Annotated in this window: 11 protein-coding genes; 10 read left to right on the plus strand and 1 reads right to left on the minus strand. The window is 63.3% G+C overall.

What is annotated here, in order from left to right; genetic code table 11:
* The first annotated feature begins 17 nt into the window (after positions 1-17).
* The 10 genes from J2046_RS19270 (at position 18) to J2046_RS19315 (ending at position 11,192) form a co-directional block, all read left to right on the plus strand.
* Positions 18-806 carry a shikimate dehydrogenase family protein gene (locus J2046_RS19270; RefSeq protein ID WP_210054624.1) on the plus strand — a complete coding sequence of 263 codons (789 nt, stop codon included), beginning with the start codon at positions 18-20 and terminating at the stop codon, positions 804-806.
* 129 nt (positions 807-935) lie between these two features.
* Positions 936-2,039 (plus strand): ABC transporter ATP-binding protein, encoded by a 1,104-nt coding sequence (locus J2046_RS19275; protein ID WP_233470097.1) that lies wholly within the window; start codon positions 936-938, stop codon positions 2,037-2,039.
* Positions 2,036-2,911, plus strand: a complete 876-nt coding sequence (locus J2046_RS19280) for an ABC transporter permease (RefSeq protein ID WP_210054628.1) — start codon at positions 2,036-2,038, stop codon at positions 2,909-2,911. Before J2046_RS19275 ends, J2046_RS19280 begins: the two co-directional genes overlap by 4 nt.
* Positions 2,911-3,702 carry an ABC transporter permease gene (locus J2046_RS19285; protein ID WP_233470099.1) on the plus strand — a complete coding sequence of 264 codons (792 nt, stop codon included), beginning with the start codon at positions 2,911-2,913 and terminating at the stop codon, positions 3,700-3,702. Before J2046_RS19280 ends, J2046_RS19285 begins: the two co-directional genes overlap by 1 nt.
* 42 nt (positions 3,703-3,744) lie before the next feature.
* The gene (locus J2046_RS19290) at positions 3,745-4,812 is read left to right on the plus strand and encodes an extracellular solute-binding protein (protein ID WP_210054630.1); all 1,068 of its coding nucleotides are present in this window, start codon (positions 3,745-3,747) and stop codon (positions 4,810-4,812) included.
* A 110-nt stretch (positions 4,813-4,922) separates the two neighbouring features.
* Entirely contained in the window at positions 4,923-5,273 is a 351-nt protein-coding gene (locus J2046_RS19295; protein ID WP_210054632.1) for a hypothetical protein, read from the plus strand.
* A complete protein-coding gene (locus J2046_RS19300; RefSeq protein ID WP_210054634.1) occupies positions 5,263-7,509 on the plus strand; it encodes a N,N-dimethylformamidase beta subunit family domain-containing protein in 2,247 nt (748 codons plus the stop codon). The genes J2046_RS19295 and J2046_RS19300 overlap by 11 nt, the downstream gene beginning before the upstream one ends.
* An 83-nt stretch (positions 7,510-7,592) precedes the next feature.
* Positions 7,593-9,260 carry a N,N-dimethylformamidase beta subunit family domain-containing protein gene (locus J2046_RS19305; protein WP_233470104.1) on the plus strand — a complete coding sequence of 556 codons (1,668 nt, stop codon included), beginning with the start codon at positions 7,593-7,595 and terminating at the stop codon, positions 9,258-9,260.
* A 58-nt stretch (positions 9,261-9,318) separates the two neighbouring features.
* Positions 9,319-10,194, plus strand: coding sequence for a transketolase (locus tag J2046_RS19310; RefSeq protein ID WP_210054637.1), 876 nt, complete (start codon positions 9,319-9,321; stop codon positions 10,192-10,194).
* Entirely contained in the window at positions 10,191-11,192 is a 1,002-nt protein-coding gene (locus J2046_RS19315; protein WP_210054639.1) for a transketolase family protein, read from the plus strand. The genes J2046_RS19310 and J2046_RS19315 overlap by 4 nt, the downstream gene beginning before the upstream one ends.
* A gap of 23 nt (positions 11,193-11,215) precedes the next feature.
* Here the strand turns inward: J2046_RS19315 and J2046_RS19320 are convergent, their stop codons facing one another.
* A complete protein-coding gene (locus tag J2046_RS19320) occupies positions 11,216-11,929 on the minus strand; it encodes a GntR family transcriptional regulator (protein WP_411828516.1) in 714 nt (237 codons plus the stop codon).
* Positions 11,930-12,246: the final 317 nt, after the last annotated feature.

A 12,246-nucleotide genomic window follows, 5' to 3' on the forward strand; every position in this document is an offset into this window, starting at 1 on the left:
GGAAAGGGGTGCAATCCATGGAGATCACAGGCAGATCGAAGCTGATGTTCGTGCTGGCAAACCCCGTGGACCATGTCCGTGCCAGCGCCGTCCTGAACGCTTATTTCCAATCGATCGGGCAGGACGTCGCGACCTCGCCGCTGCATGTGCAGCCGGACGATCTCGCGACCGTCGTCGATGCCATCCGGCGGATGGGCAATGTCGTCGGTTTCGGCGTGACGATCCCCCACAAGGTGGCGATCATCCCGCATCTCGATGCCGTGACCCCGATCGCCGAAACCATCGGCGCCGTCAATTTCGTGAAGCGCACGGACGAGGGATGCCTGATCGGCGACAATCTCGATGCGCCGGGCTTTATCGCCGGCCTTGCCCGGCAGGGCCATGCAGTGGCCGGCAAGCGGGTACTGCAGGTCGGAGCAGGCGGTGCGGGCCGGGCGACGGCGCTTGCGCTAGCCCGGGCGGGTGCCGCCGAACTCGTGATCTCCAATCGCGACCGGGCCAAGGCGCAGGCGCTCGCCGAGGCGGTCGCGGCACTTCACCGGGAGGTGAAGGTGACGGCGGGAGCGGCGTCGGCGGAGGATTTCGACCTTGTCGTCAACACGACCTCGCTCGGCATGAAGCCCGACGACGCCCTGCCGGTCGATATCGACCGTATCGGGCCGGCAACCATCGTGTACGACATCATCGTCAATCCGCCCGTTACCCGCCTGATGGCGCTTGCGGAAGCCCGCGGCGCCAAGGCGATCGGCGGAAAAGCCATGCTCAACGAACAAATGGCCCTTGTCGCCGATTTCATTAGGCGCTAGCATCCGTGATATATCAAATATGATATTGGAGATCGGCAAAACCAGAACGGACCAACCAAGCAGCTGAAACTCCATCCCTTCACCCAAGCCAGACAATAAAAGTGGGAACAGGCTTTAGTGACTATGGCAATGAACAGAGAACAGACGGCAGGCGCCTCCATCCGCATCAGCCGTCTGGAAAAGCGTTTCGGAAACGTATCAGCCGTCGACGGGGTCGATATCGACATCTCGGCCGGCGAGTTCCTTGCGCTGCTGGGGCCGAGCGGCTCCGGCAAGACCACGATCCTGATGAGCCTCGCCGGGTTCGAGTTTCCGACAGCCGGAAACATCGTCATCGGTTCCGAGGACCTGACCTATGTCCCGGCCAACAAGCGCAATCTGGGCATGGTGTTCCAGAACTACACCCTGTTTCCGCACATGTCGATTTTGGACAATGTCGCTTTTCCCCTGAAGATGCGCGGCGTCGCGAAGCCCGAACGTTACGCTCGCGCGGAGGAGGCGCTCGCGACCGTTCGGCTGGCCGGTTATGGCGAACGCTTTTCCAGCCAGCTTTCCGGTGGCCAGCAGCAGCGTGTGGCGCTTGCCCGCGCCATCGTCTACCGGCCGCGCGTACTGCTCATGGATGAGCCGCTGAGCGCGCTCGACAAGAACCTGCGCGAGGACATGCAGCTAGAAATCAAGAGGCTGCATGCCGAGCTCGGCATCACCGTTATCTTCGTCACCCATGACCAGAGCGAGGCGCTGACCATGGCCGACCGGGTGGCGGTGCTCAAGGACGGCAGGATCCAGCAGATCGGTCCCTCGCGCGAACTCTACGAACGGCCGGCCAATCTCTTCACCGCCGGCTTCATCGGCGAGATGAACTTCATCGGCGTGACGGTCGAGAGCGTCGGCGAGGCGATCGCCGTCTCGTTGCCTTCCGGCGAGCACTGGAATGTGCCGTCGACCTCTGCCGTGGACCCACTGCAAGCCGGGCAGAAAGCGGTGCTCGCAGTGCGGCCGGAACGTCTCCAGATCGGCGGGGAGGGGGCGGCCTTCGCGTTTCACGTCAAGCTCGCAGATATCGTTTATGCCGGTTCGGCCCTGCTTCTGATCGGTCATCTGCCGGATGGCACGGAGATCCGCGCCCGCCTGCCCGGCGCATCGGATCTCAGCACGCTCACCCCCGGCGCCACGGCCGTCTTCAGCGTGCCGAAGGAAGCGATCCTGCTTTACGCCGGGGGAGCGAAATGACCAGCGGTATCCGTTCCCAGTTCTGGCATTCGGATGGACGGCGGCTTTCCGGTCTTTCGACGCTCCTGCTGCTTTTGCCGTTTTTCGCGATCATCGCCTTCGTCTTCGTCTATCCGATCGGCCAGTTGCTCTGGATCAGCTTCACGGAGCCGAAGCCGACGCTCGACAATTATGCCCGCGTCGTCACCAATCCGGTCTATGCCCGCGTGTTGTTGCGCACGCTGTGGACGGCCGTGCTCGTGACCGGCCTCTGCGTCATCCTCGGCTTCCCGGTCGCCTATTACATGAGCCGCGCGCGGGCGGCGGTTGCCGCCTTCGTCGGCGTCTGCGTGATCCTGCCCCTCTGGTCGAGCGTGCTGGTACGCACCGCCGCCTGGTCGTTTCTGCTTCAGCGCCAGGGGCTCGTCAATTCGGGGCTGATGGCGACCGGCATCACGTCCGAACCGCTGAAGTTGCTCTATACCCAGAGCGCGGTCGTCGTCGCCATGGCCCATGTGCTGCTGCCCTTCATGATCCTGCCGATCTTCGGCGCGCTGCGCAGCATCCCGGACGACTACATGCGGGCGGCGGCGGTGCTCGGCGCGCCCCGGTTCCGCACCTTCCTCGAAGTGATCCTGCCGCTCAGCCTGCCCGGCATCGCCAGCGGCTCACTGCTGGTGTTCCTGACGGCGCTCGGCTTCTTCATCACGCCGGCGCTGCTCGGCTCGCCGCAGGAGCTGATGATCGCCACGCTCGTCTCGCAACAGATCCGCGAGGTGCTCGACTGGCCCTTCGCGTCCGCGCTGGTTGGCGTGCTCACCCTGTTCGTCACGCTGCTTGCGCTGATCTTCAGCAAGACGCTGCGTTTCGACCGGCTGATGGGGGCACAGTGATGAAACCGTCCATCGACAAAGGATCGCTTGCGCTCGGCACCTATGTCTATGCCGTGCTGGCCTTCATCGTCATTCCGCTGGTCATCGTCATCCCCATGTCCTTCGGCCAGAACGACTATCTCGAATTCCCGCCCAAGGGATTCACCCTAAGGTGGTATGCTGAATACTTCAGCAGTCGACAATGGTGGAGCGCCACCTCGCTCAGCGTCGAAGTAGCGTTCCTGACGGCGATCTGCGCTTCGGTCATAGGCACGGCGGCGACCTATGCGATGGTGCGCGGCCGCGGACGGCTCGCCACGCTGTTCCAGATCCTGCTGATCGGGCCGATCATCGTGCCGCATATCGCGCTCGCGGTGGGGCTCTATCTGTTCTTCCAGACGATCGGGCTTTCCGGCACGGTCCCCGGTTTCGTGCTCGCCCATACGGTGCTGGCGCTGCCCTTCGTGGTATTCACCACCACGGCGGCGCTCGGGAAGGTCGATGCGAGCCTGGAGGCGGCGGCGATGAGCTGCGGAGCCTCCCGCTTCTCGGCCTTCCGACTGGTGACGCTGCCGTTGATCCTGCCGAACGTCGTCAGCGGCGCGCTCTTCGCATTCATCATCTCGTTCGACGAGCCCGTCGTGTCCTTCTTCCTGTCGGGCGTGCGCTACAAGACGCTGCCGCGCCGCATGTTCGAAGACATCGAGCAGAATCTGACGCCGATCATCCCGGCGATCGCCACGCTGCTCATCGTCCTTTCCATCGTGGTCCTTCTCGGCGCGCACCTGATGCGATCACGCACCAAGAACTAACAGGGAAAAACAGCAAACGGCAAAAAACAGAGGAGAACGTCTATGCCGAAACATACCTGGAAATGGACAGTGGCAGGCATCGCGCTGACTGCGGTGCTCGCCGGCACGGCGCCCGCCATGGCCGAGGATCTGGAAGACCAGATGGTCATCGCCACGACCGGCGGCCTGATGGGCAATTCGCTCCAGAAATATTTCTACGATCCCTTCACGAAGGCGAAGGACGTGGAAGTCGTTCCAGTGGCCATCGAGGTTCCCGACCAGTGGGCCCGTTCCGAAGCGATGATGCGCACCGGCAATATCGAATTCGATATCGTCACCTCGACCGGTCCGGACCTTGTTGCCCGTACCAACATGCTTGAAAAGATTGATTGCTCCAAGCTGCCGAATGTCCTCAAATACGGCGTTTCTGACGCTTGTACCGAATATGGCGTGGCGCGCACGACCGGCGGCATGCTGATCAACTACAATACCGACGTCTTCAAGGACAAGGCCCCGAAGAACTGGGCCGACTTCTGGAACGTCAAGGATTTCCCCGGTCCGCGCGGGCTTCCCGACACGGGCGATCGCGACTGGTGGGTGCCGGTGGCAGCTCTTCTGGCCGACGGCGTGGCGCCGGATAAACTCTTCCCGCTCGATCTTGACCGCGCCTACAAGAAGCTCGACGAAATCCGTCCCTATGTCGGGGTATGGTGGAAGACTGGCGACCAGGTGCAGCAGATCATGCGCAACAAGGAAGTCGTCATGACGATGAGCTATTCCGGCCGCGCGCTGGCGGTCATCAAGGAAGGCGTGCATGCCGGCATGTCCTGGGACGGGGCCATCCGCGACACCGGCTACATGTCGATCCTGAAGGGGGCACCGGACAAGAATGCGGCGCTTGCCTATCTCGACTTCTTCTACGCCAATTCCGACGCTCACATTCCCTTCATGCGCGACGTGAACTACGCGACGGGCAGCAAGACGGTCATCGACCTGCTTCCGCCGGAAGAACGCAATCTCTACGCGACCTCGCCGGAAAACTACGCGAAACTGGTCAAGCCGGACTTCGCCTGGATTGGCGCCCATCGCGAAGAGCTGCGCCAGCGCTGGACCGCCTGGCTGAACCGGTAACGGCTTAAAATCCCGGGGCGGCCATGCCGCCCCTTTCAGACACGGCGTCGAATGATCGGGTATCGCCATGATGTCGTTCCTGACGGCATTTCCGAGAACAGGATTGGAAAATGGATCACACCAGTGACCCCAATGCGATGCGTTACGTCATCGATCCGGAGCGGCTCGACCTCGTCGCCGAATTCCGCAAGAGCCCGCTCGGCGTCCACAGTCCGGAGCTGCGCGCCATGCTCGCCAGGATGCGGTGGGGTAAGGCCCAGGGGCGCCTCGTGCTGGTCGTGCTGGAAGCCGGTAAGGCCTGGCGCCTGTCGCGCATTCCCGAACGCCGCGGCGACCCGATGCCCTTCGTCGACGAGCGCATCTTCACGTCGCTGGCCGCGGCGGAATGGCATGTCTTTAAGATCCGCTGGCAGGCCATGACCGGCGTCACGCTACCCCCGGAGTATCAAGGTGATCTATAGGACCAACGAATATCTCGGTTATCCCGACCGCATCAGCGTTCCGGCCGGGGAAACGGTCAAGTTCCAGCTGTCGAGCAAGCGGGACAAGGTCAATGTGGAGGTGCTGCGGCTGCGCTGCGGCGATGTCGACGCCGCCGGCCCCGGTTTCAAGTACGAGGTGATGGAAAGCGGCGTCGACGGCGTGCATGCCTGCCTCGACCAGGAGATCCGCCCCGGCTCCTGCGCCGTCATCGAGCATGGCGGTGCACTAGTGCCCAGCGGCGCGGCCTGGTCCTTCGGCGCTTATGTCTGGCCGACCCTCATTGCCGACAACGCCAAGGCCATCATGGGCAACTGGTGCGCGGCCACGGAGCGCGGCTATGCGCTCGAAATCGATGCAGAGGGCTATCCCGTTCTGGTGCTCGGCGCGGCACGTTTTGCGCTGAAGGTGAAAGTGGCCGCACGGGTCTGGTCGTTTGTTTCCGCGACGCTCGATCCCGTGAGGAAGACGGCGACATTGTCGCTGATCGTGCCGGCAGATAGTACTGTCCCGACAATGGCGCATGCTGAGACTTTCGCGCTGTCGGGCGATCCGGCGCTCGATTCCGGGCTCGATTTCCTGATTGCCGCCCAGCATCTCGACGAGGCGGCGCGATACACCGCCCATTTCGACGGCAAGATCGAGGCGCCGCGCGTCTTTTCCCGGGCGCTCGATGCCGAGATGCTGCGAGTGTTCGACTGGCAGCCGCGCACCGGCGCGACGACCGCCGGCCTCGTCGCCTTCTGGGATTTCTCTGACGGGATTACCGGGCTATCGGTCAAGGATATCTCGCCGAACTGCCTAAACGGCCGGCTGCACCAGCTGCCGCGCCGCGGCGTCACCGGCTTCTTCTGGTCCGGCGCGGTGCATGACTTCCGCCTGGCGCCGAAGGAATATGCGGCGATCCATTTCCACAGCGACGACATCTACGACTGCCAGTGGCAGACGACCCTGATGCTTGACGTGCCAGACGGCTGGCGCACCGGCGTCTATTCCCTGCGGCTGACGCCGGTCGGCGACACGCCGGAGCCCGATTGCGAAAGCTACGTCACCTTTTTCGTGACGCCGGGCAAGAAGACGAAGCGCGCCGATCTCGTCGTCGTGCTCTCGGTCGCCACCTATCTCGCCTATGCCAACAGCGCGCTGCGCCTCTACCAAGTGCATTTCGAGACGCTGATGGAGCACGTGCTGTGGCTGCCGATGGACGACGTGTTCATGCAGGAGCATCCCGAGATCGGCCAATCCACCTACGACTGCCATGTGGACGGTTCGGGCCGTTGCTACAGTTCGTGGCTGCGGCCGGTGCTGAGCACGCGGCCGCGCGGCTACTGGTTCAACCTGATCAACGATACCCATATCCTCGACTGGCTGGAGGAAAAGGGCATCGCCTACGACGTCATCACCGACGTGGAGCTGGACCGCGAAGGTTCGAGGGCGCTGAAGCCCTATCGCGCCATGATGACGCCGACCCACCCGGAATATTACTCGTTCAACATGATGAACGGCATCATGGAGTACCAGAATGCCGGCGGCCGGCATATTTCCATGGGCGGCAACGGGTTCTACTGGCGCTGCGGTTTCCATCCGGCTGCACCGGAGGCGCTCGAAGTGCGCCGCGGCATGGCCGGCACGCGCACCTGGGAATCGGCTCCCGGCGAGGTGCATCTCGCCGGCACCGGCGAACCCGGCTCGCTGTGGCGCCACAGCGGCTTTGCGCCCCAGAAGCTGGTCGGTGCCGGCTTTTCGGCGATGATCAACGATACCTGCGGTTACTACCTGCGCCAGCCGGACAGCGAGGACCCGCGCGCCGCCTTCATCTTCGAAGGCACCGGGCGGCGCGAGAAATTCGGCGATTTCGGCTTCCGCTACAACGGCGCCGTCGGCAGCGAGATCGACCGGCTCGACTACGAGCTCGGCACGCCGCGTCATGCCTTGCTGCTCGCCACGTCCGAAGGTCTCGGCGCCGGCGCGCTACCGACGCCGGAGGAATTCCGCACCATGGTCGACGGGCTCGACGGCACGCAGAACGCGCTGGTGCGCGCCGACATGGTGTTCTTCGAAACGCCCAATGGTGGCGCGGTCTTCGCCTCGGGCTCGATCACATTCGGCATGTCGCTCGGCTACAACAATTACGACAACAATATCAGCGCCATCACGCTGAATGTCGTGAAACGTTTCCTCGATCCCGAGCCCTTCGCCATGCCTGCCCTGGCATAAGGCCTTCGACCGGGCCGCACGGCAAAGTGCGGCCCGCGGATTTCAGGCGGCCCGACGCCGCAAACCTTTTGCAAGAGACGGTCATGGCCAACGAAAGCGAATTCCAATCCCCCGAACTCGGCATGGTCAATCTCGGCCAGCGCAGGACGCGGCCGATGTTTGCCGATGAGCACTGGCAGAGCCAGCCCTGGTACGAGGCGCCGCGCGAGGACCCGAATGTCCCCGAGGTCTATACCTACACCAATTCGATTTCCTACGATCCGGGTGAGGAGGTCGTCTTCCACTCGACCTCGACCGCCGCGACATGGCGGCTGCAGATCTATCGCGACGGCTACAGGCCGAAGACAGTGCATGAGGTCGAGTCGATCGAGGGCGTTTTCACGCCGACCCCCAGGGATGCCTATCGCAACGGCTGCAAATGGCCGGTCAGCCATCGCTGGACACTGCCCGCCGATCTCGGATCCGGCTTCTACCGCGTCGTCTCTTCCTGCGAACGGGGCAACGGCACCCGCTTCGTGCAGCATCATTTCTTCGTCGTGCGTCCGACCGAAAAGACCCGCAAGGCGAAGATCCTGATGGTCCTGCCGACCGGCACCTGGACGGCCTATAACGATTTCGGCGGCGCCAACCACTATTTCGGCGTCGAGGGCGAGGACCGTTGCCAGCCTTCGCCGGTCCTGTCGCTGGAACGGCCCTGGACGCGCGGCATCGTCTGGCTGCCAGCCGGCGCGCCGCGCATCTGCGCCGATCCCGGGCCAGAAATGGGGGACGCGCCGCGTTATCCCATGAAGGAATGGGCCTTCGCCAACGGTTTCGGCCAGTATTACGCCGCCGCCGGCTGGGCGCAGTTCGACCGCCATTTCGTGCTTTGGGCCGAGAAGGAGGGCTACGAGCTGGACATGATCACCCAGACCGACCTGCATTACCGGCCGGAACTGCTCGACGCCTATCCTTGCGTCACCATCATCGGCCATGACGAGTACTGGACCTGGGAAATGCGCGAGGCGATCGAACGCTATGTGGAAAAGGGAGGCCGGCTCGCCCGTTTCGGCGCCAATTTCCTCTGGCAGATCCGGCTGGAAGACGACGGCAGGCGGCAGGTGTGTCACAAGTTCAAGGCGATTCACAAGGACCCGGTGGCCGGCACCGACAAGGGCCATCTGCTGACCAGCGCTTGGGAGGACCACAATGTCCGCTGGCCGGGCGCTTCCACGGTCGGCGTCAACGGTGCGCACGGCATGTATGCCTCCTGGGGCGGCTTCGCCCCGAACGGCCAGAAGGGCCTGACCGTCTACCGGCCGACCCACTGGGCCTTCGCCGGCACGGGCCTGCATTATGCCGACATCTTCGGCGACAAGCAGCGCATCTTCGCCTACGAGGTCGACGGGCTCGATTATACCTTCCGGCACGGCCTGCCTTATCCGGTGCCGGTCGAAGGCCAGCCGGAGACGATCGAGATCTTGGCCATGGCCCCAGCGGTGCTGGCCGAGGACGAGCCGCAGGGCGAAGGCTTCCGCTACTACGTGCGCGGCAGCGACCACGAAGGGCTTGTCGAATGCGTGACCGGCGAGGTGACGCCCGAAGGGCTCGCCCGCTACAAATACGGTTCCGGCATGATGGTGCACATGACCCGGGGGGCCGGCGAGGTGCTGACCGCGGCGACCTGCGAATGGGTCATGGGCCTGAAACGCGGCGATCCTTTCACCCAGCGCATTACCCGCAACGTCCTGGATCGGTTCACGGCCGGCTGAGGCAAGTTTTGATATATGATATGTCACGTTTGATTGGCGGTTTGGGAAGGCTGCTCCGATGAGTAATGTCAACAGCCGAGACCGGCAGCCTGCCCTGCGAGTTCGCGATCCGGCGCAGCTTGCCAGCATAGCCCGGTCGCTACGCCGCGACGTCATCGATCTCGTGGCGCCGACAGGCCAGGGTTATGTGCAGCAGGGGCTTGGCGCGGCGGACCTCTTCGCCGTTCTCTATTTCGCCGAATTGCGGCTCGATCCGGCCGATTCGGACTGGCCGGATCGCGACCGCTTCCTGCTTTCGACCGCCCATAACACGGCGATCTTCTACGCGACGCTGGCGGCCCGCGGGATCGTCGATCCGGTTGCCGTCAGGGACTATTGCAGGGACGGATCGCCCTTTGAGATCAACGCCTCCGAGCGCGTCGGCACGGCGATCGAAGCAACGCTCGGCTCGCTGGGGCAGGGGCTTTCGGTCGGCATCGGCATGGCGCTTTCCGCCCGTCGCCGTCTGTCGCCGAGCCGCGTCTATGTCGTGCTCGGCGACGGCGAATTGCAAGAGGGGCAACTCTGGGAGGCTGCGCTGTTTGCGGGCAGCGCCGGTATTTCCAATCTCTGCCTGATCGTCGACGACAACCGCATGCAGGTCGAAGGACATATCGACAGAGTGGTTTCGGTCGCCCCGATCGCCGGGAAATTCCGCGCCTTCGGCTGGGCTGTGGAGGAGGTCGACGGGCATGACATTCCGGCACTTCTTGCCGCACTGGAGAGGGCGCGCGGATGTCACAAACCGACCTGCCTCGTCGCCGCGACCATGGCCGGCAAGGGCGTGCCGTCGCTCGAAGGCCTGCTGGCCCACAATCTCAAGCTGCCGCCGGAGATCGCCGCCGAAGCGCTGACGGCTCTCGACGAAACCCATGGCGGGGAGGAGCGGAAGTGAGCGAAGCGGACCACCGAAAGTCACTGGAAGTGGCGGATTTCAATGCCCGGAACGCCGCCGCGGCCGGTGCTGTCAAGCACTATGGCGAGGCGCTTCTGGAAGCCGCGCGGCGTGACGATCGCATCGTCTGCCTGACCGCGGATCTGACGCTTTCGACCGAGACGGATCCCTTCCGCGACCATCTGCCGGGACGGTTCCATCAGGTCGGCATCGCCGAGGCCAACATGATCGGCATTGCCGGTGGTCTTGCCCGTTCCGGCGAGATGCCTTTCGTACACAGTTTCTGCGTTTTCGTTACGCGCCGATGCTACGATCAGGTGGCGATGCAGGTCGCCTATCCGCGAGCCAACGTGAAGATCGTCGGCGTCATTCCCGGGCTGACGACGATGCTCGGCGTCTCCCATCAGGCGATCGACGATATCGCGTTGATGCGTGCCCTGCCGAACATGACGGTGATCGAGCCGAGCGGTCCGGCACAGGTGCGGGCCGCCGTCGCCGCCATCGCCGAATACGACGGCCCGGTCTATCTGCGTCTCAAGCGGGCCGACGGCACGGAAAAGCCGTCCGAAGCCAGCGCCGATTTCCGGATCGGCCGGATGCGCGTGCTGCAGCAGGGAGGGGACGGCCTGATCGTCGCATGCGGCATGATGGTGGAGATCGCGCTGCAAGCCGCCGAGCGGTTGCGGAACGAGGACGGCAAGGCCGTGTCGGTCGTCGACATGGCAACGATCAAGCCGCTCGATCCGGCGCTTGCCGACCTGGCGCGCCGGGTGCCGGTAGTGGTGACGGCGGAAAACCATTCGATCGTCGGCGGACTGGGCAGCGCGGTGGCGGAACTCTTCCTGGAGCGGGATGTCCATGTGAAATTCCGCCGTGTCGGCGTGCGCGACACTTTCGCCGAAGGCGGGACGACGCCGTATCTCTTTGAAAAATACGGTTTGTCCGCGGAGGCCTTGGCGAATGCCTTCCAGCAGGCGGCACGGGGCGCGGCAGTATGAGAACGCGCGCCGGCGCGACCGGATCAGACATTCGGCGGCGTCATGTATCGCGTACCGCCGGTTTTTTCGAGCAGGCGCACGAGGTTCTGGCCGCCTTCCATCATGTCGGCCTGGATCGATTCGCGCACCTTGTCGGGCCGGCGCTGGCGCAGGTATTTCAGCACGGCAAGATGCTGGTGCTCGTTCGGATAGGTCGGCGGCGCATTGGGATAGTGGAAGTTCAGCAACGGCCCGTTACGCATCCAGATGTCGTCGAGGATAGCCAGAACTTCCGGCAGTTCCGAGCCCTCGTAGAGGCTCCGGTGGAACTGCCAGTTGGCGCGCACGGCATCCGACCAGCGTTGCTGCTGCTCGGCGCTGATCAGTTCCTCGTGGATTGCCTCCATGCGATCGATATCGGCCTCCGACACGCGCGTCGTCGCGTGCTCGGCAGCAAGGCCTTCGAGAAACAGGCGTACCGTGCGCAGCTCGATATATTGCTTGGCGGTCATATGCGATACGATGATCGACCGGCCCGCCTGCATTTCCAGCGCCCGGCCGCGCACCAACTGCATCAGCGCCTCGCGGATGGGCGTTTCCGATACGTTCATCGTCGCCGCAAGTTCGCGAATCTTGAAACGGTGCCCCGGCCAGAAACGGCCTTCCATCAGAGCCTGGCGCAGATTGTCGTAAACAAGCTCCGTAAGGCTGTCGCGGGCGACCGGCCCCACGCCGCTGACGCTGGGCGATTGGTCCATGTCAGGCATTTCCTATCCTCGAATGTGTGCTCTCCTTCACGAAACGAAGGCTGCAAAATATATAATATAGCATCCCGTCATCCCGCGCAAAAGCCAAGCATCGATCTATGCTGCTAAATCACAGATATGCGCGACTTTCGGCTGCAGTTCAACAGTACACCAGCGACCCGCCCCAGAAATTCTCAACCCACGGTTCGGCTGCTTCGCCGGTGGCAAATGCCTGCCGCGGAACCGATTTTCATGTGCAGAACGCCATGTTTTCGCTTGCCTTTGATATGTCAATATATGATATATCAAAAAAGAATAAGGAGAATTCG

Source organism: Neorhizobium petrolearium, assembly GCF_017873175.1.
GTDB lineage: Bacteria > Pseudomonadota > Alphaproteobacteria > Rhizobiales > Rhizobiaceae > Neorhizobium > Neorhizobium petrolearium.

Excerpts from the sequence above, each read along its gene's own strand:
- J2046_RS19270 (WP_210054624.1), top strand. The coding sequence starts at position 18 with ATGGAGATCACAGGCAGATCGAAGCTGATGTTCGTGCTGGCAAACCCC.
- J2046_RS19275 (WP_233470097.1), top strand. The coding sequence starts at position 936 with ATGAACAGAGAACAGACGGCAGGCGCCTCCATCCGCATCAGCCGTCTG.
- J2046_RS19280 (WP_210054628.1), top strand. The coding sequence starts at position 2,036 with ATGACCAGCGGTATCCGTTCCCAGTTCTGGCATTCGGATGGACGGCGG.
- J2046_RS19285 (WP_233470099.1), top strand. The coding sequence starts at position 2,911 with ATGAAACCGTCCATCGACAAAGGATCGCTTGCGCTCGGCACCTATGTC.
- J2046_RS19290 (WP_210054630.1), top strand. The coding sequence starts at position 3,745 with ATGCCGAAACATACCTGGAAATGGACAGTGGCAGGCATCGCGCTGACT.
- J2046_RS19295 (WP_210054632.1), top strand. The coding sequence starts at position 4,923 with ATGGATCACACCAGTGACCCCAATGCGATGCGTTACGTCATCGATCCG.
- J2046_RS19305 (WP_233470104.1), top strand. The coding sequence starts at position 7,593 with ATGGCCAACGAAAGCGAATTCCAATCCCCCGAACTCGGCATGGTCAAT.
- J2046_RS19310 (WP_210054637.1), top strand. The coding sequence starts at position 9,319 with ATGAGTAATGTCAACAGCCGAGACCGGCAGCCTGCCCTGCGAGTTCGC.
- J2046_RS19320 (WP_411828516.1), bottom strand. The coding sequence starts at position 11,929 with ATGGACCAATCGCCCAGCGTCAGCGGCGTGGGGCCGGTCGCCCGCGAC.